Genomic DNA, 24,718 nt, shown 5'->3' on the forward strand with positions numbered 1-24,718 from the left:
TACGTCCCCCCTAGCACTATCGAGCCGTCTGACTGAACGAGCTCAACCATGATCACTCCCTCACCTCCAACACTCACAAAGGCTACCGGCCTGCTCTTCACACTCGTGGGAGCAGTCACTGCAACAGCCAATGAGATCGTTGATGAACATACCCGCCTAGCCACCGTCCTTCGCGAGCTGACGGCTATCGAGCGGCTCGTCGCTGCCGATGATTTCATCAAAGCCCCCGAGACCGCTCGCTACCACTTTGACTATGTCCGTTTACGCATGGATATCCATCGTGTCAGTACGGGAATCAAAGACTACCTGTCTCCCAAGCGGGCCTCCCCTCGCGACGCCGGGGCGTTGTACGGCAGTTATTTCGATGAAACGGTGCCTCATCAATGAGCACCGCCCAAATCGCTGCTTTTCAAGCAAACGGTGGTTTCTCACCTTCAATCACCGCCCTGGTTCTGACTTCAACCGTCTTTGCGGTGCTGTTGCTCTGGGGCACCTGGGCTATACGAACCGCCTATTCCGGCTGGGCTGAGCAACGGCTGAACCAGCGCCAGTTCCTCGGCGTGGTGATCCGCTTCATGGCGATGTACCTGGCCCTGACCTACCTCCTCCTTTCGTAAGCCAATGGAATCCTCCATGAATTTTTATATCTCGTGCTCCAAAAGATTCACTGTCGTACCAGCCCTTTTGACCAGCGCACTGCCCTCCTTGGCTTTGGCCAAAGGCAAGTTACCGACGATGGAGGACCCATCCCGCGGTGCGGGCAAAGGCATCATGGATACGATGCAAAACTATGGTTACGACATCGTGATGCTCGTGGCGCTACTAGTGGTTGCGTCCATGTTCATCGGTGTCTGCTATCACGCTTACACCCGTTACTCCGAAATTCATACAGGACGATCTACCTGGGGTCAGTTCGGCCTGAGCATCGCGGTGGGTGCAGTCATGCTGGTGGTCGGCATTTGGCTGCTGACCAAAGCCACCGGGATTTTGTGAGGACGACGCACCATGGAGTCTCTACAGAGTGCGCCTAAGGCCACCATTACCTTCCTGCCCCACCGCCTGAATCGACAACCTGTTGTCGTTCGAGGATTGACCGCAGATGAACTCTGGATCTGCACCGGATTATCAGCGGCAATTGGCCTGATTCTGGGCGTACCGCTAGTCTGCCTGACCAGCAGCATCGCCATGGTCCCCACCATGATCGTACTGTCGATTGCAGCCGGACTCTTCTTCGGCGGAGGGCTATTACGTCGACAGAAGCGCGGTCGACCGGAGACTTGGCTCTATCGACATCTCCAATGGAGGCTCGCCACAAAGTACCCTCAGGTGAGCCGCCAATTGGGTAGCCATGGACTCATCACCTACTCCGGCTTCTGGGTAACGCGTCGAGGTGACGCATGAGCCGGTTTAAAAATGAGGTCCTGCACCTGCAATCTCATGTCAGGACGCTGAGGCTCTGCACCGGTGGGTTATTTCTCGTTGTCGTCGGGTTAGGCGCCGGATGGTGGAATGCCCCACGAGATTTAACCATCCATGTTCCCCCCGACCTGCGCTCTGGCAGCACTCGTAAGTGGTGGGAGATCCCTCCCGAATCTGTCTATGCATTCACCTTCTACATCTTCCAGCAGCTCAACCGCTGGCCCAACGACGGTGAAGACGACTACAGCCGTAACCTGCAATCACTGGCGGCCTATCTGACTCCCGCGTGCCGATCGTTCTTCCAACAGGACTATGACCAGCGCCGTCGATTAGGTGAGCTCAGAAAGCGTATGCGCGGGGTGTATGAAATTCCTGGACGCGGCTACGGGGACGACCCGGAAACCCGAGTCAAAGTAGTTTCAGACAATGACTGGCTGGTTACCTTGGACATCAATGCCGATGAATACCACGGCACCGAGCAGGTTAAGCGCGCACTCGTTCGCTATCCCATCAAGGTCGTACGTATGGATATCGACCCGGAGCTCAACCCCTTCGGACTGGCCCTGGACTGCTACGAAGGCACGCCTCAACGCATAACACTGCCCACGTCCTCGACACCGGCTACACGAACCCTGGACCGTCCGTTGGGAGATGCCCCATGAATCCATTCGCAACGTCCGTTGTGCTAGGGCTGACGCTGATTCTTCCCCTCTTCAAATGCCAAGCAGTGGAGCTAATGCGCTGGGAGCGACTGCCTTTGACAGTTCCGCTGGTTGTTGGCCAAGAGCGCGTGCTGTTTGTTGAACGTAACGTACGGATCGGTATGCCGGCCGGGCTGGGAGATCGCTTACGAGTCCAAAGTGCTGGAGGAACCGTGTACCTGCGGGCCAACGAACCGATCGAGCCGACACGTTTGCAGCTACAAGACGCGGCAACGGGTGAGCTGATTCTCCTGGATATCGCTGCTGAGGTAGCTCAAGCGGGTCAGGCGCCGTTGGAAGCGATAAAGATCGTCGAATCCCCCATAAACCAAGCACACACGAAAGATGGTCATTCCGAACCGACAGCCTCTGTCCATGAACCTGTACAACAAACACCGGTACCAGTCGTACTGACTCGGTATGCAGCCCAAAACCTATACGCACCGCTTAGAACTGTAGAACCTCTACCCGGCATCAGACCCGTTAACCTGCCGGCCGATCTCGCGCTCGACCTATTGATGCCCAGCCTATCAATCAGTACCAAAACGCTCGCTGCGTGGCGGTTGGATGATTACTGGGTTACGGCTATCCGGCTCAGCAATCAAACCCAAGCTCAGGTTGATCTGGATCCTCGATACCTTTTGGGTGATTTCGCGACGGCCACCTTCCAACATCAGTTCCTTGGCCCTAGGGGCACATCCTCAGACACCACGGTGCTGTACCTCACCACTCGTGGGCATGACATTGCGGCTGCGTTGATTCCCACGATTAGCCCGATCGATGCCGCCGTGAATCTGTCTCAAGCACGTGGAGCACCGCCGAAGGAGAGGCCAAATGAAAAGTAACGGGCTGCTCAAATGGTTAATGGTTCCGATGGTACTGCTTGTCGTGCTGATCCTTGTGAAAGTGTTCTCCAATAAGCCCTCCCCAGCCGAACCGCCAGAATTAGAAAGCCAGCTCACCGCCGAAGAAATGAAGGCACTGGGGCTGGAGGGCGACACGCCAAGCGATACGGTGGCCACACTGGTCGCTCAGGTCAGGCAGCTTCGGGCGGAGCTGAAAAGAACCATAAGCGAAAACGAGCTTCGCACGGGTGCACCCGAATCGTTGGACCACTTCGCAGATGTCATCGAGCAACGCATTCAACTCGCTCTGGAGAATGAACGACAACGAATCCAGGAGGAAAAAAACACCGCCGATGACGGCAACGTTGAGACTCAATGGCTTCTACAAGATCTTCAACGGCAGCTGAGCACCTTGCAGCGGCCGGATAATCCGGCGGACTTGCCGCTGGGACTGGGCTTGCAGGATGGAGACGGCGCGGCATTCAAGAACGGTACGCGCTGGATTGAGCCCGATGATGCAATACCAAAAGAATCTGCGAACACTTCCAACGAACCGGGTTTCAGCTTCCCGACACGTTTCGGTCCTGCACAGAATCCTCTGGGCGATATAGAAAACAATTTCGCCACACGTGCTATCGGAGACCTTGGTGGCCGGAAGGTGAGGCCCACCTATACCGTTCCATCCAATGCCACGCTGATGGGGTCCGTGGCAATGACAGCGCTCATTGGAAGAATCCCCATCGACGGCACCGTTAATGACCCCTACCCGTTCAAGGTACTGATTGGGGCCGACAACCTGACGGCCAATGGCATTGATCTCCCTGAGATCGCAGGTGCGGTCGTCAGTGGTACCGCGTCGGGTGATTGGACACTGTCTTGTGTCAGAGGTCAGATCCGCTCCATCACCTTCGTATTCCAGGACGGCACCATCCGAACCCTACCGGGTGACAGTCGTGAGGAGTCTGCAGGGCAGTCCAGGAGCGACTCAAGTCATGGGCAAGAAGGCCTCGGCTGGATCAGTGATCAACATGGCATTCCGTGTGTACCGGGCAAACGGCGAAGCAACGCTCAGCAGTATCTGGGCTCACAGGCCTTGATCACCGCCGCCGGGGTTGGCGCAGCCTCTTTAATCAAGTCAGACAGCACGACGCTCTATGCCGGCAATGGCGGCGGTGCGATGGGGACCGTAGGCATCTCCGGCGGTGAAGCCATGAACCGATTACTGGCCAGCGGCGTGCAGGACATCTCGCAATGGGTCAACAAACTCTACGGACAAGCCTTCGCCGCCGTGTACGTGGAGCCTGGCGCACAGATCGCCGTCCATATCGAACAACCACTTACTCTCGACTACGAACCTCAAGGACGCAAAGTCGATCACACCCTCGGAGGTCGCCATGACACCACGGACCTGGATTAAAGCAATGGCGGCTGCGTTGGCCGTCATCGCGCTGACTGGATGCGCAACCAATACTCAGGACCTGCTCAGCCATGACGGCAGCACCATGCTAGAAGTCTGGAATCGGCAAACAACCGGCTCGCGTAATGGGCAATCGAGTCAACGATTGCTCGAGGCGCGGCAGGCCTTGAGACGTCCACTGACAGAACCTTTGGTGCCCTCCTTTTCGGCTCCCTATACACGGACCGCACAAAACGAAATCCAGCGTCAGTTCCATCGGTTACCCAATCCGGACCTGGTGATGTACGTCTTTCCTCACCGGGCTGGAACAGAAGCCGTACCGGTGCCTGGGTACAGCACCGTTTTTCCACTGCACCAACGTGTGCAATACGCCCTGCCTGGTGAACGTCTGGAGGACTACTGATGGCCTGGTTTTTCTCTCCGCGCAAATGTCATGAGCCAACGTCGGAGCCTACGGAACAGGATGCCTGGAGCCGGCACATTGCGAAACTCGCTAAGCGAGGTATCGCTGGGCCCGGTGGCTGGCACAACAAACCCGTGACTGAAGCAGACGACACCCGGTTTTACGACGTGGCGCCGTCCTTTGTAGAGCGGCTGCCATGGGTTGAATTCCTGCCCCAATCCAAGTGCATGCTGCTGGAGGATGGCGTTTCAGTTGCGGCCTTCTTCGAGCTGATGCCACTGGGTACCGAAGGCCGGGAAACTGCTTGGCTGTTGCAGGCCAGGGATACACTTGAAAACGTGTTGCAGGACTGCTTCGACGAACTGGATAGCAACCCATGGGTAGTGCAGCTCTACGCCCAGGACGAAACCAACTGGGACGCTTACCTGAATACGCTGGGTCAGTATCTTCGACCACGGGCACGAGACAGCGCCTTCAGTGATTTCTATTTACGGTTCTTTGCCCACCACCTCAAGGCGATAGCCAAGCCTGGGGGACTCTTTGAGGACACCACGCTCACTCGTCTGCGCTGGAAGGGACAGAATCGGCGGGTACGAATGGTTGTTTACCGACGGGCCTCCGTCGCGACATCCAGAAAGGGGCACTCCGCAGAACAAGCCTTGAGCAATGTTTGCGATAGGCTGACGGCCGGCTTGAGCAGTGCCGGACTCAAGACGCAACGCCTTGAGGCAAAGGATATTTACGACTGGCTACTGCGCTGGTTCAACCCCAGTCCCACGCTTTTGGGGGGTGCTGCAAGTGATCGGGACAGGTTCTATCAGTTAACCGCCTACCCTGAGGAAACAGATCCTGGGGAAGTCGAATTGGCCAGCGGCACGGACTTCTCTCAACGTCTGTTCTTCAGTCAACCTCACTCTGATGCAGCCCACGGCACCTGGTTCTTCAACGGCATGCCGCATCGGGTCATGTTGATGGACCGTATGCGCTCAGTACCCCACACAGGCCATTTGACGGGTGAAACGCGCAAGGGTGACGCCATCAACAGTTACTTCGACCAGATGCCAGAAGACACCATGATGTGTCTGACCCTGGTGGCCACACCTCAGGATGTACTGGAAGCTCACCTCAACCACCTCAGCAAGAAATCCGTGGGTGACACACTGGCCTCGGAGCAAACCCGCCAAGATGTCCAGCAGGCTCGATCAATTATCGGAAGCGCTCACAAACTGTATCGCGGATCCCTCGCGTTTTTCCTACGTGGCAAAGACATTGCGGAACTGGATGCCCGCGGCTTGCAGTTGGCCAATGTGATGCTCAATGCCGGATTGCAGCCAGTACGAGAGGACGACGAAGTAGCCCCCCTCAATAGCTACCTACGTTGGCTGCCGTGTGTCTTCGACCCGGCCAAGGACAAACGGCAGTGGTACAGCCAACTGATGTTCGCACAGCACGCGGCGAACCTGGCCCCAGTGTGGGGCCGCAGCCAAGGGACGGGGCACCCAGGCATCACATTCTTCAATCGCGGCGGCGGTACCCTCTCCTTCGATCCGCTGAACCGCCTTGATCGGCAAATGAATGCCCATCTGTTTTTGTTTGGGCCTACCGGTTCCGGCAAGTCAGCGACGCTCAACAATATTCTCAACCAGATCACTGCCATTTATCGACCACGGTTGTTCATCGTAGAGGCCGGCAACTCCTTTGGGCTGTTTGCTGAGTTCGCCAAGCGCCTGGGCCTGACGGTGCATCATGTGAAGCTCTCGCCCGGGGCCGGCGTGAGCCTGGCGCCGTTTGCAGACGCTCGCCGTTTGATTGAAACGCCTGAGGAAATCGAAACATTGGATGCTGAGCGGCTAGAGGCGACAGTCGCTCCTCAGGAGGGCGATGAGCAGCGAGACGTCCTTGGAGAATTGGAGATCACGGCGCGTCTGATGATCACCGGGGGCGAAGACAAAGAAGAGGCTCGTCTGACCCGGGCAGACCGTAGTCTGATTCGTCAGAGCATTCTCGACGCGGCACAACGTTGCGCCGATGAGCATCGATCCGTGCTGACTCAGGACGTGCGCGATGCATTGCGTGAACGTGGCCGAGACAATGGCTTGCCTGAGTCGCGGCGAACACGACTACTCGAGATGGCTGAGGCCATGGATCTGTTCTGTCAGGGGCTGGATGGCGAATTATTCAACCGCCCCGGTACTCCTTGGCCAGAGGCGGACATCACCATTGTCGACCTGGCCACCTTCGCTCGTGAGGGTTACAACGCTCAACTCTCAATTGCTTACCTTTCGTTGCTCAACACAGTGAACAACATCGCTGAACGGGACCAATTCCAGGGACGGCCCATTATCAACGTCACGGACGAAGGACACATCATCACCAAGAATCCCCTGCTCTCGCCCTACGTCGTAAAGATCACCAAGATGTGGCGAAAACTGGGTGCCTGGTTCTGGCTGGCCACACAAAATCTTGACGACTTACCCAAAGCCGCAGAGCCAATGCTGAACATGATCGAGTGGTGGATTTGCCTGAGCATGCCACCTGACGAAGTCGAGAAGATCGCGCGCTTCCGCGAGCTCAGCCCTGCCCAAAAATCGATGATGATGTCAGCCCGCAAAGAGGCTGGAAAATACTGCGAAGGCGTCGTGCTCTCCAAGTCGATGGAGGCGCTCTTTCGGGCCGTGCCACCTAGCCTGTATCTAGCGATGGCCATGACCGAACCTGAGGAGAAAGCAGCGAGGTTCAAGCTCATGCAGGAACATGGAATAAGCGAGCTCGATGCCGCCATTCGAATGGCAGAAAACATAGACCGGGCTCGAGGAATTCAACCGTTACAATTTCATAGCGATGGTTAACACCATCATCGTGGCGGCCATTCTCCATACTGTGTGAAATCTCATGCCCCCAAGCCTTCAAGAGGTCAGTCAATGAGCCGAGTAAAAGCGTATCTTTCAGAGTCATCGTTGCCGAAAATCGAAGTGTCTAAAGACGGGAAGTTTTTCAGAGTTGACTGGGACTATCAGGAAGCGCCTGAAAGCCGTGTCCTCTTTGATAATCAATTCTTGGAGGGGTACCTATGGGGCGTGATCTCCTCGCTCCGTATCGCTGAAAAAACTATCAGTTGCGCCACCCCTAGAACGGGGACAATCAGAAGATTGGAGCAGGACGTGGCTCTACGACTTGCGGATCTTTTGACGGAAGCACTCCACTCAGCAGTGGCCAAGGAAAGCTTGAGAATGAAGCGACAGGCTAGCTGACCGCATGCCAGACACCCAGATGAGCATTCCTCCGCTTAATACAGGCCCACGCCACATGCGTGATCGAGCTGGGAGACGACGTTGAAGTACGAATGAAAAAGTGGGGAGCTGTCAGGACGGTTTAAATCGGGACAGCGACCTTCATTCTCATAACAATGATCCGGCAACGACGTGTCACCTCTGACACCCTTAGCAACTGCCCAGGTAGCTCTGGTCCTTAAGGCTACGGCGCAGCGTCACTGCGCAGACCAAAATCATTCGCTGAGCATCCTTTTTAGCGAATCTCCGCTCAAGCGGTGGTGGATGCACCTTTCTCCCTTCCGAGTCAGCTCGGTCTTCTATCTCATACAGTCCCTTGGGGTTTCCGCCCTTTGGGACGGGAGCCTCTTTTCGTCAACGGAGCCTCCCATGACAACAGTTTTTCCACCGGCCAAGCCCTCCATTCAAGAGAATGAGCCCTCTAATCATGATGACCTGCTGGTCGAAAATGCGATCTCCATCCTCGAGCAGCGCATGTTCAAGCGCGGTCCTTACCTCGAAAGACCGCATGATGTTCGCCGATACCTACAGCTCCAGATTGCAGGGGAAACCGAAGAAGTGTTTTCAGCATTATTTTTAGACGCGGCTCATCGAGTAATAGCCTACGAAACGCTGTTCTACGGCACGATTGATTCGGTGAGTGTGTATCCGAGACGGATCCTGCAACGTGCTCTGGAACACAACTGTGCAGCCATTATCGTTGCCCATAATCATCCCTCCGGCGAAACGAAGCCGAGCCAAAGCGATCACGAAGTCACTAAGGTGCTAAGCGACCTGCTGCCAAGACTCAATGTCCGTCTTCTGGATCATTTCATCATCGGAGAAGGTGAACCCTACTCTTTCGCAGAAGCTGGTCTGATCTGAATCATCGGACAGCCCGAATCTGTCAGTTCCCTTTTAGTCGAAGCGCCCTTTCAGGGCGCTTTTTTTCTGGGTTAACACCTATACGGGATGCGGCTGAATCCGATTTTCACGGGTATGGGTTTCCGAGCGCTGATTCACTGCGCAGATAACCCTGCACAGGATCAATCCATGCCCTACCACCGCTCAAAAATTTTCCGTTTGATTGCCATCCCCCTGGCCGCCGGAATTCCGCTCTCCGCACACGCTTTGAATACCGCAACCATCACTGCGTCCAGCCTGTCGCCAGATTGCATTGCCTATCGCGTGGTAGGCATTTGTTACTGGCTCTTCTGTACCAAATTCGGATGCAGCGTGAAAACCTCTTCGAAGATTCACCACTATGTCCCTGACGCAGTGGTGTCGAGCTACAGCATCACTGGCGAGAACCCTTGGACGGAGGTCCGAGCCATGAGCTCAGCCAATGCCTCTGCCCAGGGCGGCGGCGATGGTAGTGCAGGCATCAGCCATGAAAATGACCTCGCCAAATTCAAGAATGCCGATGTCATCGGTCATCCTGGCGGAGCGACCTTCAGCCAGTTTGCGGGTCAGTCTGGATACTCCTGCCCAGGTGCTGGGCAGCTGTTGATGCCTTACTTCTTGAGCACCTTGGACAGCGTTGCCTGGCGTTACAACATTCCGGAGCTGGTCTTTCCTGAGTCTGTCACGCCGGGCATGAGAGAGATCGGCAGTCGCGCTGCCGGGAACCTGTGGGGAGCGGTCTATCCTCGCGGAGGTTTTTTGCATGGTGTCGACGACCACAAAAGCGCTGCTGTTGTCGCTCAACGCGCGGGAGACATCGTCACCCGTCGAGGCCAGGCACATGTATACCAGCCGCTTCTGGGCTCCAAGCGGGATGGGTACTGGCCAGCCGGCCCGCTGAAAGAAAGCGACGCAAGGACCGGGAAATGGCAAGAGCTGATGCCCAGCCAATCCCCAACCTGCGTTGTCTTTCCTAACAACGCTGCGCATGTTCAATCACCTCGTGGCGACTACGCCTGGGCCCTCTGGCGGCCTTACAGCTGCTGCGAACGCAAGGGGCAGATCTTCCTGGGCAGTACCGATTTCGCGGGAGCAAGCGAATGAAAACAGCCCACTTTCGCGTTCCAGTCTCACCTCGTTCCGTCACCAGTATTGTCATCACTACCCTGCTTCTCACGGCCCACAGCGCATACGCCGCTCAAACCCAGATCAACAAAGAAGGCATCAATCACAGCGGTTCGATTGGAGACGATGTGCTCTACAGCGTTGGCGGCGGACGCGCGGTGTCCATGGGGGGATCGGCGTCCATGGACAGCATTTCGGTAGGGGCCGGCTGGGACACCAACCTGATCTGTGGCGACATGAGCCTGGACACCACGCTGCAGAACCAACTCAACGGTGCCACACGCGGCTTCAAATCCATTATGGGCAACATCATCCAGAACGCTACCAGCGCAGTCGCCTCTCTCCCTGCCTTGATCATCCAGCGTGCTGACCCCGGTCTCTACAATCTGCTCACCAACGGCATTCTCCAAGCACGGCTGGACTTTGACCGATCCAAATCGACGTGCCGAGCTGTCGCTGAACGGATGGCCGATATCGCCGGTGGCCAGCTCGGTTGGGGGCAGTTGGCCGAAGGGATGGCGCTGAGTCATACCGTCAAAAACCACGACGCCGTTGCGGCGGTTGAGCAGGCCGAGGCAAATCGAGGCAACAACGGCGTCCCCTGGATTGGAGGTCAGTCGGCTGGAGGCAGACGACAGCCGCCCATCAAAGTCGTCTCCGACGTCACCCGCGCCGGTTTCAATTTGCTTAATGGCCGTGACGCCGGCAACCGTACCCCTATCCCCAAAAACAGCTGCGGCAACCGCCTAAGCTGCCAGACCTGGTCGTCACCCCAGGAGGCCGAAGCCTGGGCAACCCGTGTCCTGGGGGAACGAGAACACCAGACTTGCGACAACTGCACCAAAACTCAAACCAAACCTGGCGTAGGCCTCACTCCACTCATCCAGGAGGAATACGAAGCCAAGCTGCAAGTCCTTGAGGCCTTGATCAAAGGCAGCAAGCCCACCTCCGCCGAACACCTCATGGCAGCGGGCAGCCAATCATTGCCCATCACCCGCGGCGTCATCGAAGCACTGCGCGATGAACCTGATCAAGACTTGCTGGCAAAACGTCTTGCCTCAGAAATAGCCCTCTCCAGCGTCCTGGAAAAAGCTCTGCTGCTGCAACGAACCTTATTCACCGGACGCAAAGAGCCCAACGTGGCGGCCAACCAACTGGCTCAGCAAGCTATCAACACCGAAAGCGAATCCCTGACTCAGGAAATCAACAACCTCAAAACCGAACTCGAGCTGCGTCGCACCCTGGCGAGCAACTCACCCATGATGCTGATCCAGCGTCAGAGTGAACGCGCCGCTGCCTCTCGCGGTGTTTATCAGGGGGACCCCGTCCGCAACCGCCTGGATCTGATCCAGCAGACGGTACCGGAGGGGCAATCTCGATGATGCGTCCATCAAAGACACGGCTTGTAATCGGTCACCTGGTTCTATGGGGCGTCATCCTTGGCCTGGCATTCATCGTCGTCGGATTGCTAACCCTGGAAGCGGCCAACGATTTGAACGGTTGGTACTCCTGGCTGGACAGGAACAAAACAGCTCTGCTGATCTGGCGGCTGACCCTATACGGCGCAACTGCGGTGGCGTGGTACCGAATGCGTCGGCGCCTGACCCGTCGCGGGCTCACAGCCGAACAGCATCGACGCCTGCTGTGCGCCGAGGTCGCCGCCATTGGAGTCCTCGCCCTGCTTGAGCTGTTAGCCGTCACCGACGAAAGCCGGCCTTGGACACGCCCATGACGCTCTACACGAACGATTATCTGGAGTATTACCTCACCCTGGTCGGATGGATCGTCAACAACGGGATATGGGAGATGCTGGTCGCCAGCGGAGTCTTCACCCTGCCTTTCCTGGCGATCATCGTTCAGGAGTGGCTCAGGGCCCGTAGTGAAGGTGCTGACGAAGGCAACAAAGGGGTGCTCTCCTCGCTGCGTATCGAAAATCGGGTTTGGGTCGCCATCGTCGTGATCATGTTCGCGGGCGTGCCGTTCATTGATGTGGACTTGAACACCATCGAGTTTGATGACACACGGTCTACACAATGCCAGGTCAGCATCGCTACACCTCAGGACACGCGCTGGTCTAACACGTTCACCACGCTCAACAACCAAAGTGCGAAGGTACCTGTGTGGTGGTTCTTCATGCACTCGTTGTCCAAAGCACTGACGGGGGGAGCCACTGCGGCTATTCCTTGTGGGACGGATCTGCGACAGATACGCATCGACATCGATGCAGCGCGCATCGACGACCCTCTCCTGGCTCAGGAAGTGGCTGACTTTAGCCAAGACTGCTACGGCCCAGCCCGGGCCAAGCTGTTCATGAACCGGCCTACGTTGAGCGAAGCGTTGATGGATGACATCAACTGGATTGGCTCAAAATACCTGCTCGAGACCCACGGTTACTACGACGCGTACCGCTCGAAAACACCTCGCAGCCGCTGGCCCTACAACAGCGCACGTGATGCAGGCCTCTTGCAGGTTCCGGGCGGTGGCGGCTATCCGAGTTGCAAGCAGTGGTGGTCAGATGTCGGTCACGGACTACGGGGCAGGCTGCTGCGGCAGGTCGATCCCAATCTACTGTTTCGACTTACCCAGTGGGCACGCTTCCTCAGCATGGCCCAAGCCGAGGACGCCGTTGTTCGATCCGTGGCGTCACCACGTCAGCAGACACTGAACCAGGGCCAGGTCTACTCCAGCTACGCAGGTCAGATCGACATGAGTGCCTCCAACCTGACCGCACGCTTAGCCTCAGATCTGGGCCTGACCGTAGGTGCAACGGCGTACTTCCCCGCGATGGATGTCGTACGCCAAGCCCTGCCCATGGTGCTGTCCTTTCTGAAGATGGCGCTGACCATCAGCATCCCACTGATCCTGGTCATCGGCACCTACGAGCTCAAAGCACTGCTCACCATCAGCTGCGTGCAATTCGCCCTATTCTTCGTCGACTTCTGGTTCCAGCTCGCACGCTGGCTCGACAGCACAATCCTCGACGCCCTCTACGGCTGGAACTCACCCCACAGCAATTTCAACGTACTCCTAGGCGCGAACAACTCCTTCGGAGACATGCTGCTGAATTATGTGATGGGAGCGTTGTTCATAATGTTGCCGACATTTTGGATAACTGCACTTTCGTGGATAGGTATTCGCGCAGGCGGGTTGGTTCAAGGTCTTGCCCAGGGCTCTTCAGATGCGAAATCACAAGGTGCAAAAGGTGCAAACATCGCTTGGAACAAAATCAAATCATAACTACGACACATCATCTGGATCATGAGGATCTATTCGCACGCCAGATTGATCATAAATGCCGAAGCCTGATGGTCCATTCTTCCAATCGGCATTCAAATCGTCTGTGCCGCGAGGGCTGAATAGGCCGCTAGCTCCTAATAAAACAAACATGCCAATTATGGTTATCCAAAATGCAACGCACAGCAGAGCAACCAAGACAACGGCCTGCAAACTCACCCCAATCATCCGACACAGAACAAAGGGGACGCCCGCGCGTTGTAGGCAACGCGAGAACCTATCCAGAATCCGCGAGTACCCCTTCCAGCATCGTCCGAGGTAATTGCCGAATTTTTCTGCGCCCGAAGATTGCTCCTGCTCGCTCATCAACATCTCCTTTGCCCGTGGTGCCCCCTGCTGTGCAAAGGGATCAAATGGCAGCTCCATAGCCTACCGTTCCCTCAAAAGGTAAATGGGAAAAAGGGGTAAACCAAGGGAATGGAGCAGAAGGGGAAAGGCCCTACCCGAAAAGCAGAAAAGGCCTTCCTGCAAACCCAGTCGAAAGGATCAATCATGCTCTCGCTGTTTCATCGCAAGTCACGACCCGCTCCAAAACACATCGATCCAACCGAGCCAACGGCACCTGCAGGACTGACACGTCCTCAGTCAGCAAAGTCTCTCTTGGCCACACCGCGCCGGGAAAAACTGCTGAGGCTAATATGGCAGCACACCGCCGTCTCCCGCCCACAATTCAACGAGATCTACCTCGACCCGATCAGCCGCTACGCCGAACTGGTTCAGCTCCTTCCCGCCTCTGAAAGTCATCATCACGCATACCCCGGCGGCATGCTTGATCATGGGCTTGAAGTCGTTATCTACGCGTTGAAGCTAAGGCAATCTTACCTGCTTCCCTCTGGTGCTCAGCCTGAAGTACAAATCATCCAGGCTGAGGCCTGGACTGCCGCCCTCGTATACGCGGCCCTGGGCCATGACCTGGGCAAGGTCGCTGTAGACGTGCATGTCGAGTATGGTGACGGCCGTATCTGGCACCCCTGGCAGGGTCCACTCTCAGCCCCCTACCGTGCGCTCTATAAAAAAAACCGCCAATACCGACTCCACGGCATTGTAGGCGGAGTGCTCATCCATAAGATTCTGAACAGCGAAATAATGGATTGGCTCAGCACCTTCCCTGAGCTATGGACAGCTTTGATGTTCAACTGTGCAGGACAAAACGAACATGCGGGCGAGCTCGGTATCCTGATCTCAAAAGCGGACCAGGCCTCAGTTGCTCAAGCACTCGGCGGTGACCCTACCAAGGCCATGGCAGCCCCCAAACATGCTCTGCAACGTAAGTTGTTGGAAGGTCTGCGCTATTTGCTAAGCGAAGAACTCAAGCTCAATCAGCCTCAAGCTTCAGATGGCTGGCTTACTCAAGAAGCCCTCTGGCTGGTCAGTAAAACCGTCTCAGACAAACTACGCGCTCATCTGCTTTCGCAAGGTGTTGATGGGATTCCGGAGCAAAACATCGCCATTTTCAATGTGCTCCAGGAGCACGGCATTGCCCTCCCCAACACCAATGGCAAAGCCATCTGGAAAGCGACCGTCACCAGCGAAACAGGATGGTCCCATAGTTTTACGTTCCTAAAGCTGTCCCCAGCCATGATCTGGGACCGTGAAGAGCGTCCAGACGTATTCACAGGCTCGGTGGCGGTCATACCGCTAGAGAGCCCCACAACACTCTCCGACGACGCTTCTACCCACCATCAAGCTCCTCCCTCAGCCAGGGAATCGTCGGCTGGGTCGCACATGCCCCCTTCCCCACCATCAAACTCAATCGCGATGGATTCATCAGCACCGAATTCACTCGATTCATTCATGGACCTTTTTGGTGGGCCTCCGGCAATACCCGAGAGTTTCGCCCCGCCATTTGAAGAGGCTGACTATTCGCCATCTGATGCGTCTCTCCGGGACAGCAAATCCGTTGAGCTGTCCGGCGCCCATTTCATGGAGTGGCTGACCAATGGGCTGCGATCTCACCGAATCATCATGAACGACGCCAACGCCTTGGTGCATACAGTCAGCGACACTCTCTATTTGGTGACCCCAGGTGTCTTCCTACGCTATGCCCAAGAACATCCCCATCTGGCACGCATTGCCAAGAAAGAAAAACTTTTGGATTGGGAGTGGATTCAAAAGCGGTTCGAGGAATTGAAGCTGCATCGGAAGCAACCCAACGACCTGAACATCTGGATCTGTGAAGTCAGTGGTGCCCGCAAAACCCGAAGACTGTACGGATACCTACTCAAGTCGCACGAAGGACTCATGAACGACCTGGCGCTGAACAACCCGTACCTCAAGCTGCTGGATTCGATGCCAAGGAAACGCAAAACTCCAACTTTAGGAAACACTCGGTAACCGGTTTTTGGGTTGACAGCCGGCCGCCAGGGAAGCAATTTATGTACGCGTTTTGCTGACAAAGTCAGCTACATGCCCAGCCGCCAGGATCTTTCAGACGGCGCTACGGAGATTATCCGTAGGATCCCTCCCAATGACCGCTTCGTTTCCTGCAGTGCGGTTAGGTCGACTTAACGGTCGATTCGGAAACACAGTATTTCTCACCCACGACGGGCCTTTTCCCGTCGTGGGACAAGGCCCTATTTTTTTGGAGGCCTTAATGAAAATGGACCTAGCTCTGTACCAAGCGTTGATGTCGATCAACGTCCCTGAGCAGAAAGCCCATGCCGTGATCGAAGCAATGGAGTCTGACATGCATACCCTTCTCGCAACCAAAAGTGATCTCGCTAATCTCGAACACCGGTTAACGGCTGAGATTGCAAAAGCCGACGTGAGGCTGACAATCCGCATGGGTGTCATCACGTCCGCTGCTGTTGGCATTATTCTCACGGCTATGAAATTTCTTCACTGATCTTTCGATCACCTTAGACGTACTGAAAACCACCTGTTCATGACAGGTGGTTTTCTATGCGGCTTTAGCTGTTGGATAGCTCTGCTGTCGCATTGCAGCCGATTTTCTGAGACAACTGCCCTTTCTTCGCTTTCAGCTCTGTCTGGATGTCCTGAGGTAATGCACTCCAGAACGTTAATCCCGAGCGCTCCTCGATCTCATACACCGTTACCCGGAAGTCGCAGAAATTGGCGGAGCGCGGTGTGCTCTGCTCCATGATGAATGCTGCGTACAGTCCATTTTCGGGCGTGCTACCAGTGAAGATGACCTTCCAGTACCCGCTTGGGATCGTGTGGACTTTGTTTGTGCCTGGTAGCGAGCCAATGTTCCTTTCGTACAGAGGGCCGGTGGTCACATAAACGGCATCAACATCAGGTGCCTTGCTAAGGCTGCGCTCTTGATCCTCCAAGCGTGCCCATGCGCCTCGGTTCAGGTCCATTTTTTGAGGCGTGATGTTGGTGAGATAGTTCAGCGTTTGCCAATCCGATACCGCCCCCATGGAAGCAAGGTTCGCTTGGTGGCCCCTGTCTATTTTTAGGGCTACGCTGGCTCCGTTGTAATCGACTGGGTTCAGTGTTTGGTCAGCTGGAACGTCTGGGTCGGTTTTCCAGTTTCGCGGACGCCCGCTGGCTGGGGTTTCCTTGGTAATTTTGTAAGCGACCCAGTTCGCGAACTTCGTAGAGCCGTTGTTGTTTAGCGTATAGGCCTGCCGGTTGAGCGTAACATCGCTTCCACCGGATGGGCAGCCGACTGCGCAGTTGTCGATGGTTGTTGGCTGGGTCAGGAGCCGCTTGGGTGTGTCAGGAGCGTCTGTTGGTCCAGGGGTGGTGCAGGCAGCTATCAGTGGGAAGATGAGGAGTGAGATCAGTTTTATGTTTTGCATTCCTTGCATTGAGACCGTTTCCTGAAAAATGGCCCGTGAGCATAAGGCTCAGTTTTCAGCGAAACCACTCCTGTAGCCTTTCAAAGCATGTATTAGAAAATCATTGCCCGTTTTCCGACACATGCCCCGGGCTTCCGACATTATGAGCTAAGGTGCCCCTGCCCGGGTTCATCCACGGTCATGCATTAAGCAGATCACAAACGCCACATTTTTTGCATCCCCACCTAGCCGGACGGGTTAACAAAGCTGGGGCCAGTACCGGATTTAGGCGACTATGCAATCCTTTATAGGCAGAGATCAACGAGGAGCAGATGCGCAGACGACTGCGTTCGGCCGAGGCTGTGTAAAAATATTTTCGAGCGCGACAGGTACACAACACAGGACTGGAAATCGCGAATCTGGGCGAAATCCACATCTGATGACGTGCCGATAAATTTCAGATTTCACGTAGACGCGCGCACTTCATTTTTGACAAAGCGTTTTTACACGCTCTGGGCCAGAAGCGGACGTTGCCTCGGGCTGGTTTCTTCTGCAATCGAGAAGTCTTGTGAACTTTTTACTAACGGCGTTCAGTCCTCGTCTTTAGAAAATGTCTGTCTTTCGCCACGATCCGATTTCTAAGTCTCTGTTGTATTCCGCGCGGTAGATGATCACACCTGATCAATGCGGGTCGTTGGAGCATTTCAATCCATACGACCTTGGCATTCACCCAATGAAATCACGCCTTTTTATGTTACTGACCGTCTCGATTTCCCATGCATGGGGCGCCGCTATTGAGCAAAAGGCATGTGATGCCGCCGGCAACGGTATTTTGCAGGTCACGCAATGCATGGAGCACCTCGCCGTTCAAAAGCGTGCTGCCGTCGAGCATCTGTACGCGGATTCTTTGGCAAAAGCTCCTGAAAGCTCGGATGACGTACGCGCCACTCGGCAGCAGTTCGAGCAAGAACATGCCTCATGGAAAACGTATGTGCACGAGCATTGCAGTTTCTATGGCGGGGTATCGGAAGGAGCCAGTGCCTGGATAAGTCTTGCTGCATTGCGTTGCGAGCTTAATGAGTTAGATGCTCGCAGCTCTTTTTTGCAAAACATCCCGTGGAATCCAGAGCGTTATTAATCGTATTGGCGATCTAGGCTCAGCAGTATTGGTAGCAGCTTGTATTGCTAAACCAGGCTCAGACCAGCGTCTGCTTCTGGCCGGTCGCCGCCGTTGATGAACGACGGCGACCGGCCAAAAGAGGATGCGCCCCCTGTTGTATGCTGGTTCGGCTATTTTTCAGAATTATCCTCTCACCGAACTACGACCCTAGCGCGAAGGATAGTCGGCAATGTAGCAGGCGGTGGCAGAAGTGATACCTTAATGGCGTTCGCACCCTGCGTTCAACACCTAAGGAAAGCCCGGATGCAAGAGCTGGAAGCACATTACATGGACGGTTCGCTGGCAACGGATACCAGGCTATCGCTTAGCGAAAACGACCTTCCACCTGGTACCGAACCCATGCTGCAGCAGGTCCGCCAAGGCACCCTGCGTGAAATCGTGCAAGGCGAGCATCGTACGCCCGATGTCAATGAGATCGTCAGTTGGGTGCGTAACTGTTATCGCAAGAATCCCTTAATCGGCGATATAGCCCGTGCGATGTTCGTGATCAACGAAGATTTGGTGGTGGCCGATTCGGAGTTGCCTACCCCCGACGAAGTACTGCGCGATCTTCATCGCCTAGAAAAGTTAAAGCTGGATCGCGAGTTCTTTGTCTCCTCCACCTTCGAGGGCCGGCCCTGTGGCGTCCTATTTAGGCGCTCGGAAATGGTGGATGGCGGAGTTCTGTTCGAAATTACGGTTTTTGGGCGCGAAGGGTTGTCTGGCAAGGTGGGGCAATTGAACCTGCAGCTATCGAGCACTCGACCGGAGCCATTCATTTCCATGTGCACGGAAGAAGGCTGGGTCCGGTTCGAGCGCGAGTACGCCGTGCAGGTGGCGCACATAATCTTCCTTCTGCAATGCCTGTATCAATACAAGAAATACCTTTATCCGGTACTGCCGCTGAATTCGATCGTCGATAACCGCAAGGACCGCCCCCGCGACAACCCGTACCTGGTGCAGCTCATCACCCGTGCTTACCATGGTAAGGTGGCGTGCACGCGGGTCAGGGTAGACCTTGCCATTGTGCAGCCTCGGGACATTGACTATGCACTGCGTATCCCGGATGAGGACATTAGCCGGTTCATCACCCATGCTAGAACCACCGATATCCTTTTGTACGAAGAGAACGGCGCGCTGGTCATGGACGACGACTATATCGTCTATATGGCATGCAGGGCGCTTGGTCTGACGCGGGTGAAAGCAGTGATTGTAGGTGCCTTCGACCAGCCGCTTGCCGAGGTAATGGAGGTAGGGGGGCGCGAGCTAATACCGCCCATAGGCGTCACTCGCCGGGACAATCGCTCGCGCCGGGGCAGCGTCGACAAGCAACATTTGCTGCAACGCAAGGTAACAGCGCTGGGGCCAAAGGTCTCTCAGTCGGCAAGGTTTGAGCGCAACTTCATTGAGTTGTGCCAGCTATTGGGCCGGGTCGGCACGCGTGAAAAAGACCTGCACCGTTTCCTCAAGCAGCACACCCAAGTACTGGACTCCCATGTGGCAGCGGTCTACAGCGAAGTTCGCATCGGCAAATACCGTGCAGACCTGGTGCTGCAATACCGCCAATCGGACAAGCGTGTTGTGCTGGTGGAGCTCGAACCCCACAGCGCGCAGATATTCACCAAGCGCAATAGCCAGCGGCACAAGGTGACCCACGCAGCGCAGCAGGTGCAGGACTGGATCAGGGAGATCCATAACAACGCGAGTAACCTGCCACAGTGGCTGGCGGGCAACTATGCCGCAGAAGGTATGGTGGTGATCGGGCGCTCTAAGGATTTGACGCAGGAGCAGAAAGACACCTTGATGATCCATAACGCAAAGTCAGATATCAAGATTCTCACTTACGATGACCTTCTGGAGCGCTTCCAGCGCTTGATCGAGGTGCTCGACAAGCGATGATCAAAGCCTAGATGTGGTACAGACTGGTCTTCAAAGCGCCATCCCACCGCTTGAGCGCGAACTTCCGATTTAGGTGGTGTGGCGCTCAGTTAACTTGATGAATTGCGGCAACTTTATACCAGTTTTTATCTTGAACAGTCGCCCAGTGGTTCGTTGCGTAGTGCAGTTCATCGCGACGGTCTGCTGTCGGCCAGGAGCTGCCCTTAGTCACAGGCTGCGTTCGGCCAAAAGCGCCCCCTCAGTGCTCATCAAAGGACAACTGACCTGCTGCAAAGACGTCAGTTGCATGCCAAGTTACTACTCGACTTACGAGCCTTCGCTGACCTCACGCTAATATGGATGATTTATAGCAATGCGAACTGCGTAGGCTTGTGGAACAGTGAGACAGTAAGGGCTGGCTCGGCTAGAAGTGGTATTTGACGGTAACGTTTTGTTAGCAAGGCGCCACACATACCGTTCACCAAGTAAGAACAAAAATATACATTTCCGGCGAATAAGACGCCGCTTAGGAAAGCCAATCGGGGGAGCTAGAATGCGAATCGAGAAGGTTAGAGTCGAGGGATTTCGACTGCTTCAGGATGTTGAGATCATGCTGGAAGAAAATTCCACAGTGATCGTGGGACGCAACAACAGCGGAAAGACATCGTTTACCGACATTTTTGATCGCTTCACTGGAGAGACCGGGGCAAGGTTTCGCCTTGAAGACTTCTCCCCCGCACAGCGCGAGCGATTCTTCGCTGCAAAGATGCTTAGAGAACAAGCGACAAAGCCGGAGGACGTACTCGCGGCACTCCCGACGCATGCTCTTACGCTCACCTTCCGCTACGACAGTACCGCCCCGAATTTAGGACCTCTTTCGCCTTTCGTCATTGACTTGGATCTAGACTCCACCACTGCCATTGTGCGCCTCGAATACCGAGCGACACTGGCAACCCTCCATACACTGCTCGATACCCCTTCCGCACCAGAAGGTGTCGAACCAAGAACACACTTCTTCCGCTCATTGCGCGACACGGTGCCCAAGGCATACAGCATTCATATGTTCGCCATCGACCCCACCGACGCTACCAATCGCCGTGATTTTGAGGGCACAGTCGCGCTAACGGCTTTGCTGCAGTGTAATTTCGTTCGGGCACAAAGAACTCTCGACCATGCGAAGCATGGCGATGCCGATGTCATTGGGAAATTGCTCAGCGCGTTATTCAAAACTGCCTCCGCACCAACTGCTGCGGCTGCAGATCAGGAGTTGGCGGCGAAGCTGAAGGCATCCGTCGAAGACATCGAGCGCAATGTTCAAGGCGACTTCGACGAGATGCTGAAAAAGCTTTTGCCAGCCATGGAGGTACTGGGCTTTCCGAGCCTCAACGATACCGAGCTTCGACCCGAGACCTCATTGAACGTTGAGGCCCTGCTGTCGGACCACACAAAGGTGGTTTACACAGGCACAGACGGGGTACATCTCCCGGAGGGCTATAATGGCCTCGGCACTCGCAACCTGATCTACATGCTGTTGCAGCTCGAGAGTTACCACAAGGCCTATCGAGCCAAGACAACCCGTCCAGCAACTCACCTAATATTCATCGAAGAGCCTGAAGCTCACTTGCATCCGCAGATGCAAGAAGTTTTTATCAACCAGCTGAATGCCGCCATTGGAAAACTGTCGACGAGCTACCCTGAAGAGGCTGCGTGGAACGTTCAGTTCGTCATCACGACGCATTCTCCGCATGTGGCAAATACCGCTTCGTTTGAAGCAGTGCGGTATTTCCTAAATGAGTCGCCAGCCCCAGAAAATGCTCGTCAGACCAAGGTCAAAGACTTCAAGAAGGGCTTGAGCAGCATTTCTCCCGACGACCAAGACTTCCTGCATCAGTACATGACGTTAACCAAGTGTGACCTGTACTTTGCGGACAAGGCCATCATGGTTGAGGGGACAACGGAGAGGCTACTGATGCCCCGTCTGTGCGAATTGGTTGATAAGTCGCTCGAGGACAAGCACAAGCTAGCCAGACAGTATGTGACCTGCGTCGAGGTCGGCGGAGCACATGCGCACATCTTTTATCCACTCCTCGACTTCCTCGAGCTCAAGACCTTGGTCGTCACCGACCTAGATTCAACCAAGCCGGTGGAAAAGCAGAACAAGCATGGGAAAAATATTACGACTTGGGACAAGTGCCCCGTGGCTGAAGGCGAGCGGACATCGAATGCAGCAATCAAGGATTGGTTTCGTCCCGATGACACCGCGGATAAGGATGGCTGGCAGATCACTCCGGCAGAGCTTGTTGCCAAGACTGCTGAAGAGAAGCAAAGCGGTTACCGTCGCATTGCCTATCAGATTGCAGAGAAGCCTGGCACTAACATTTGTGCCCGCAGCTATGAAGATGCACTCGTCCTAGCAAACCCCGATCGATTTAAATGGCCTAAGGAACAGGACGAGGCATCTGAGGCATGGGAGATCGCCAAGGGGCTCGCGAAAGCGGATACGGCTTTGCGGTTTGCCATTCGCGAAAAGGAATGGACGGTGCCCCGCTACATCCAGGAAGGCCTAGGATGGCTTTCCGCCCCGCCTGCTCGCGCGAAGAACGTGGAAGTACCAGTTAAGGAGGAGGCGGTATGACGGAGCCTACTGAAAATCCCGCACTCGTTGCTGCACAAGAGGCCCAAAGAAAGATCGATGAGGCTCTTGATGCTGGTTATAGCTTTCGCCTTGAAGCCGGCGCAGGCGCAGGCAAGACGTATTCCCTGGTCGCCGCGCTTAAGCGATTGATTACAGAGCGAGGCCCAGCCTTGGTTCAAGCGGGGCAAAAGGTAGCTTGCATCACCTATACCGAGGTTGCCCGTAACGAAATTGCCCAGGAGATTGAGGATCACCCCGCCATATTGGTCAATACCATCCACGGATTTTCCTGGGCGTTCCTGCACCAGTTTCAAAAAGCGCTGCGTGACCTCGTGGGTGAAATGGATGACCGGAAAGAAAAGATCGAACAAGGCGGAGGAATCGGATCAAAGTCTGTGGATTACAACTTGGGATACTTTAGCGTCGATACCGACAGAATCACGCTGAGCCACGACGACATTCCCGAGATGATGGCCAATCTCCTGCAGAAGGAAAAGTTTCGACGTCTCTTGAGCCAACAGTTTCCAGTGATCTTCATCGACGAGTATCAAGATACCCATCCCCAGTTTATGGAGGCAATTACCGAGCACTTCTTGAGACCCGCCACAGGTCCGCTCATTGGTCTATTTGGGGACCACTGGCAGACCATTTATCGCAGTGAACACGAGCTCGCAGAGTACCCGATAAAAGAAATTCCCAAAGGCTCCAACTTTCGATCAGTACCTGCAATTGTCGATGTGCTGAACAAACTGCGCCCTGAACTGAAGCAGGCCGTCCATGAACCCGAGGCGAAGGGCGAGGCACGGTTCTTTCACACCAACGCCTACAAAGGTCAACGGACCAATGACAGGCACTCCAAAGAGGATCTTCCACCCGACCTAGCGCGACGCACTCGAGAAGACTTGATGCAGCGACTGCAAGCCGAGGGCTGGGACCTGAGCAAGACGAAGGTACTGATGCTCACCCACAACGTCCTGGCCGCTGAACAGGGTTATCCCAACCTCGCAGAGGTATTTAGCGGTCGCACCGAACAATTCGTAAAGAAGGAAGACCCGGCGATCAAGTTCTTTGTAGAAGTAGTCGAACCCATGTGTGCGGCCTATGATGCATCTCGCTTCGGCGATATGTTCAGGGTGTTCGGCTCCGGTCCTACGATCACCAAGCATGAAGACAAATCCTGTTGGCGTCGCGACATGGATACCCTCCAGATGCTGCGTGCAGATGGCACGATTGGACAGGTCATCGACCACCTAAAAGCAACGAAACGCCCATCGCCACCGGATCGTCTGCTCCGGCGCGAGGAAGAGCTCAGAGCCCTAAATGGCGACGCCATACCTGACGATGCCTCCGCACTTCAGCGGTACAGCAATCTGCGGAAAATACCTTACAGAGAGGTTATCGAGGTGGTCAAATTCATTGAGAAACAGACCTCCTTTGCCACACAGCATAGCGTCAAGGGCGCCGAGTTTGAGAATGTTTTGGTCGTGCTGGGAGGGGGCTGGAATCACTACAACTGGCCTCAGCTACTAGAGCTTGTTAAGACAAAAGCGCTGAGTAGCAAGAATACGAAGGGCTTTTATCGTGCCCGCAACCTCTTCTATGTCTCTATATCCCGCCCCATGACTCGGCTCGCAGTGCTTGCCACGCAAACCATGCCGGGAACCGCCCTCGAAGCGATAAACAACCTGTTTGGAAGCGACAACGTCGAAGAGCTTGCTATCGCAATATGAAAAAACATAGACCAGGCGAACCGGGTGATTAAAACCGGGAAGCCCCAGCTACCTACGTCCACTTTGGGCCGAAAGCAGTCGGTCGCCAACGGCAGCAATCGGCCAGAAGCGGACGGTCTGGCCTTTAAATAAATACGTCGCCTTTTTCGAGTTGGTTGAGTAAAGACCTAATGCGGCGCATTGCTGATTGGGCT

23 protein-coding genes are annotated in these 24,718 nt (G+C 55.2%); 21 read left to right on the forward strand and 2 right to left on the reverse strand.

All coding sequences use genetic code 11. From position 1 onward, the window contains the following. Window positions 1-48 precede the first annotated feature (48 nt). The 15 genes from BLT00_RS28410 to BLT00_RS28480 all read left to right on the forward strand — a co-directional run bounded on the left by BLT00_RS28410 (window position 49) and on the right by BLT00_RS28480 (window position 13,319). Window positions 49-387, forward strand: a complete 339-nt coding sequence (locus BLT00_RS28410; RefSeq protein ID WP_092148112.1) for an integrative conjugative element protein, RAQPRD family — start codon at window positions 49-51, stop codon at window positions 385-387. Beyond that, on the forward strand, window positions 384-617 hold the full coding sequence (locus BLT00_RS28415) for a TIGR03758 family integrating conjugative element protein (RefSeq protein ID WP_063321928.1): 234 nt from the start codon (window positions 384-386) through the stop codon (window positions 615-617). Before BLT00_RS28410 ends, BLT00_RS28415 begins: the two co-directional genes overlap by 4 nt. Window positions 618-633: 16 nt before the next feature. Next, a complete protein-coding gene (locus tag BLT00_RS28420; protein WP_170867271.1) occupies window positions 634-993 on the forward strand; it encodes a TIGR03745 family integrating conjugative element membrane protein in 360 nt (119 codons plus the stop codon). Between the two features lie 12 nt (window positions 994-1,005). Further along, window positions 1,006-1,401, forward strand: a complete 396-nt coding sequence (locus BLT00_RS28425) for a TIGR03750 family conjugal transfer protein (RefSeq protein ID WP_092148118.1) — start codon at window positions 1,006-1,008, stop codon at window positions 1,399-1,401. Next, complete coding sequence (locus tag BLT00_RS28430) at window positions 1,398-2,081, forward strand: PFL_4703 family integrating conjugative element protein (protein WP_092148121.1); 684 nt, start codon at window positions 1,398-1,400, stop codon at window positions 2,079-2,081. The genes BLT00_RS28425 and BLT00_RS28430 overlap by 4 nt, the downstream gene beginning before the upstream one ends. Further along, complete coding sequence (locus BLT00_RS28435; RefSeq protein WP_092148124.1) at window positions 2,078-2,965, forward strand: TIGR03749 family integrating conjugative element protein; 888 nt, start codon at window positions 2,078-2,080, stop codon at window positions 2,963-2,965. The genes BLT00_RS28430 and BLT00_RS28435 overlap by 4 nt, the downstream gene beginning before the upstream one ends. Beyond that, entirely contained in the window at window positions 2,955-4,382 is a 1,428-nt protein-coding gene (locus BLT00_RS28440) for a TIGR03752 family integrating conjugative element protein (RefSeq protein ID WP_092148127.1), read from the forward strand. The genes BLT00_RS28435 and BLT00_RS28440 overlap by 11 nt, the downstream gene beginning before the upstream one ends. Continuing rightward, window positions 4,360-4,785: a TIGR03751 family conjugal transfer lipoprotein gene (locus tag BLT00_RS28445; protein WP_092148130.1), complete on the forward strand. Its 426-nt coding sequence runs from the start codon at window positions 4,360-4,362 to the stop codon at window positions 4,783-4,785. Before BLT00_RS28440 ends, BLT00_RS28445 begins: the two co-directional genes overlap by 23 nt. Next, window positions 4,785-7,634, forward strand: a complete 2,850-nt coding sequence (locus BLT00_RS28450; protein WP_092148133.1) for a conjugative transfer ATPase — start codon at window positions 4,785-4,787, stop codon at window positions 7,632-7,634. Before BLT00_RS28445 ends, BLT00_RS28450 begins: the two co-directional genes overlap by 1 nt. Window positions 7,635-7,706: 72 nt before the next feature. Continuing rightward, a complete protein-coding gene (locus tag BLT00_RS28455) occupies window positions 7,707-8,036 on the forward strand; it encodes a hypothetical protein (RefSeq protein WP_092148137.1) in 330 nt (109 codons plus the stop codon). 408 nt (window positions 8,037-8,444) lie between these two features. Next, window positions 8,445-8,939, forward strand: a complete 495-nt coding sequence (gene radC / locus BLT00_RS28460) for a RadC family protein (RefSeq protein WP_092148140.1) — start codon at window positions 8,445-8,447, stop codon at window positions 8,937-8,939. A gap of 168 nt (window positions 8,940-9,107) precedes the next feature. After that, window positions 9,108-10,061, forward strand: coding sequence for a TIGR03756 family integrating conjugative element protein (locus BLT00_RS28465; protein ID WP_092148143.1), 954 nt, complete (start codon window positions 9,108-9,110; stop codon window positions 10,059-10,061). Then, window positions 10,058-11,464: an integrating conjugative element protein gene (locus tag BLT00_RS28470; protein ID WP_092148146.1), complete on the forward strand. Its 1,407-nt coding sequence runs from the start codon at window positions 10,058-10,060 to the stop codon at window positions 11,462-11,464. The genes BLT00_RS28465 and BLT00_RS28470 overlap by 4 nt, the downstream gene beginning before the upstream one ends. Further along, on the forward strand, window positions 11,461-11,814 hold the full coding sequence (locus BLT00_RS28475; protein ID WP_092148149.1) for a hypothetical protein: 354 nt from the start codon (window positions 11,461-11,463) through the stop codon (window positions 11,812-11,814). The genes BLT00_RS28470 and BLT00_RS28475 overlap by 4 nt, the downstream gene beginning before the upstream one ends. Further along, window positions 11,811-13,319: a conjugal transfer protein TraG N-terminal domain-containing protein gene (locus tag BLT00_RS28480; RefSeq protein ID WP_092148152.1), complete on the forward strand. Its 1,509-nt coding sequence runs from the start codon at window positions 11,811-11,813 to the stop codon at window positions 13,317-13,319. The genes BLT00_RS28475 and BLT00_RS28480 overlap by 4 nt, the downstream gene beginning before the upstream one ends. On the opposite strand, the gene BLT00_RS28485 is transcribed toward BLT00_RS28480, so the two are convergent. Further along, the gene (locus tag BLT00_RS28485) at window positions 13,320-13,742 is read right to left on the reverse strand and encodes a DUF3742 family protein (RefSeq protein WP_092148155.1); all 423 of its coding nucleotides are present in this window, start codon (window positions 13,740-13,742) and stop codon (window positions 13,320-13,322) included. A 126-nt stretch (window positions 13,743-13,868) separates the two neighbouring features. Between BLT00_RS28485 and mobH the strand changes: the two genes are divergently transcribed. Beyond that, window positions 13,869-15,710, forward strand: coding sequence for a MobH family relaxase (gene mobH, locus BLT00_RS28490; RefSeq protein WP_092148206.1), 1,842 nt, complete (start codon window positions 13,869-13,871; stop codon window positions 15,708-15,710). A gap of 259 nt (window positions 15,711-15,969) precedes the next feature. After that, entirely contained in the window at window positions 15,970-16,221 is a 252-nt protein-coding gene (locus BLT00_RS28495; protein WP_063321941.1) for a hypothetical protein, read from the forward strand. A gap of 64 nt (window positions 16,222-16,285) precedes the next feature. On the opposite strand, the gene BLT00_RS28500 is transcribed toward BLT00_RS28495, so the two are convergent. Continuing rightward, window positions 16,286-17,152: a DNA/RNA non-specific endonuclease gene (locus tag BLT00_RS28500; protein WP_092148158.1), complete on the reverse strand. Its 867-nt coding sequence runs from the start codon at window positions 17,150-17,152 to the stop codon at window positions 16,286-16,288. Between the two features lie 637 nt (window positions 17,153-17,789). Here BLT00_RS28500 and BLT00_RS28505 point away from each other — a divergent pair. From BLT00_RS28505 to BLT00_RS28520, 4 genes are all read left to right on the forward strand, one after another. Then, window positions 17,790-18,260, forward strand: coding sequence for a lysozyme inhibitor LprI family protein (locus BLT00_RS28505; protein WP_092148161.1), 471 nt, complete (start codon window positions 17,790-17,792; stop codon window positions 18,258-18,260). A gap of 285 nt (window positions 18,261-18,545) precedes the next feature. Then, entirely contained in the window at window positions 18,546-20,180 is a 1,635-nt protein-coding gene (locus tag BLT00_RS28510) for a Shedu anti-phage system protein SduA domain-containing protein (RefSeq protein WP_092148164.1), read from the forward strand. Window positions 20,181-20,712: 532 nt separating this feature from the next. Continuing rightward, a complete protein-coding gene (locus BLT00_RS28515) occupies window positions 20,713-22,794 on the forward strand; it encodes an ATP-dependent nuclease (RefSeq protein WP_092148167.1) in 2,082 nt (693 codons plus the stop codon). After that, window positions 22,791-24,524, forward strand: a complete 1,734-nt coding sequence (locus BLT00_RS28520) for a UvrD-helicase domain-containing protein (RefSeq protein ID WP_092148170.1) — start codon at window positions 22,791-22,793, stop codon at window positions 24,522-24,524. Before BLT00_RS28515 ends, BLT00_RS28520 begins: the two co-directional genes overlap by 4 nt. Window positions 24,525-24,718: the final 194 nt, after the last annotated feature.

The sequence above is a fragment of the Pseudomonas sp. NFACC51 genome (assembly GCF_900103575.1).
Taxonomy (GTDB): Bacteria; Pseudomonadota; Gammaproteobacteria; order Pseudomonadales; family Pseudomonadaceae; genus Aquipseudomonas; species Aquipseudomonas fluorescens_Q.

Bases quoted from the DNA above. Each gene is read 5' to 3' on its own strand.
- BLT00_RS28420 (WP_170867271.1), top strand. From the start codon at position 634: ATGAATTTTTATATCTCGTGCTCCAAAAGATTCACTGTCGTACCAGCC.
- BLT00_RS28485 (WP_092148155.1), bottom strand. From the start codon at position 13,742: ATGGAGCTGCCATTTGATCCCTTTGCACAGCAGGGGGCACCACGGGCA.
- BLT00_RS28440 (WP_092148127.1), top strand. From the start codon at position 2,955: ATGAAAAGTAACGGGCTGCTCAAATGGTTAATGGTTCCGATGGTACTG.
- BLT00_RS28465 (WP_092148143.1), top strand. From the start codon at position 9,108: ATGCCCTACCACCGCTCAAAAATTTTCCGTTTGATTGCCATCCCCCTG.
- BLT00_RS28515 (WP_092148167.1), top strand. From the start codon at position 20,713: ATGCGAATCGAGAAGGTTAGAGTCGAGGGATTTCGACTGCTTCAGGAT.
- BLT00_RS28500 (WP_092148158.1), bottom strand. From the start codon at position 17,152: ATGCAAGGAATGCAAAACATAAAACTGATCTCACTCCTCATCTTCCCA.
- BLT00_RS28435 (WP_092148124.1), top strand. From the start codon at position 2,078: ATGAATCCATTCGCAACGTCCGTTGTGCTAGGGCTGACGCTGATTCTT.
- BLT00_RS28520 (WP_092148170.1), top strand. From the start codon at position 22,791: ATGACGGAGCCTACTGAAAATCCCGCACTCGTTGCTGCACAAGAGGCC.
- BLT00_RS28495 (WP_063321941.1), top strand. From the start codon at position 15,970: ATGAAAATGGACCTAGCTCTGTACCAAGCGTTGATGTCGATCAACGTC.
- BLT00_RS28410 (WP_092148112.1), top strand. From the start codon at position 49: ATGATCACTCCCTCACCTCCAACACTCACAAAGGCTACCGGCCTGCTC.
- BLT00_RS28510 (WP_092148164.1), top strand. From the start codon at position 18,546: ATGCAAGAGCTGGAAGCACATTACATGGACGGTTCGCTGGCAACGGAT.
- mobH (WP_092148206.1), top strand. From the start codon at position 13,869: ATGCTCTCGCTGTTTCATCGCAAGTCACGACCCGCTCCAAAACACATC.
- BLT00_RS28450 (WP_092148133.1), top strand. From the start codon at position 4,785: ATGGCCTGGTTTTTCTCTCCGCGCAAATGTCATGAGCCAACGTCGGAG.
- radC (WP_092148140.1), top strand. From the start codon at position 8,445: ATGACAACAGTTTTTCCACCGGCCAAGCCCTCCATTCAAGAGAATGAG.
- BLT00_RS28505 (WP_092148161.1), top strand. From the start codon at position 17,790: ATGATCACACCTGATCAATGCGGGTCGTTGGAGCATTTCAATCCATAC.
- BLT00_RS28455 (WP_092148137.1), top strand. From the start codon at position 7,707: ATGAGCCGAGTAAAAGCGTATCTTTCAGAGTCATCGTTGCCGAAAATC.
- BLT00_RS28425 (WP_092148118.1), top strand. From the start codon at position 1,006: ATGGAGTCTCTACAGAGTGCGCCTAAGGCCACCATTACCTTCCTGCCC.
- BLT00_RS28475 (WP_092148149.1), top strand. From the start codon at position 11,461: ATGATGCGTCCATCAAAGACACGGCTTGTAATCGGTCACCTGGTTCTA.
- BLT00_RS28470 (WP_092148146.1), top strand. From the start codon at position 10,058: ATGAAAACAGCCCACTTTCGCGTTCCAGTCTCACCTCGTTCCGTCACC.
- BLT00_RS28480 (WP_092148152.1), top strand. From the start codon at position 11,811: ATGACGCTCTACACGAACGATTATCTGGAGTATTACCTCACCCTGGTC.
- BLT00_RS28445 (WP_092148130.1), top strand. From the start codon at position 4,360: ATGACACCACGGACCTGGATTAAAGCAATGGCGGCTGCGTTGGCCGTC.
- BLT00_RS28415 (WP_063321928.1), top strand. From the start codon at position 384: ATGAGCACCGCCCAAATCGCTGCTTTTCAAGCAAACGGTGGTTTCTCA.
- BLT00_RS28430 (WP_092148121.1), top strand. From the start codon at position 1,398: ATGAGCCGGTTTAAAAATGAGGTCCTGCACCTGCAATCTCATGTCAGG.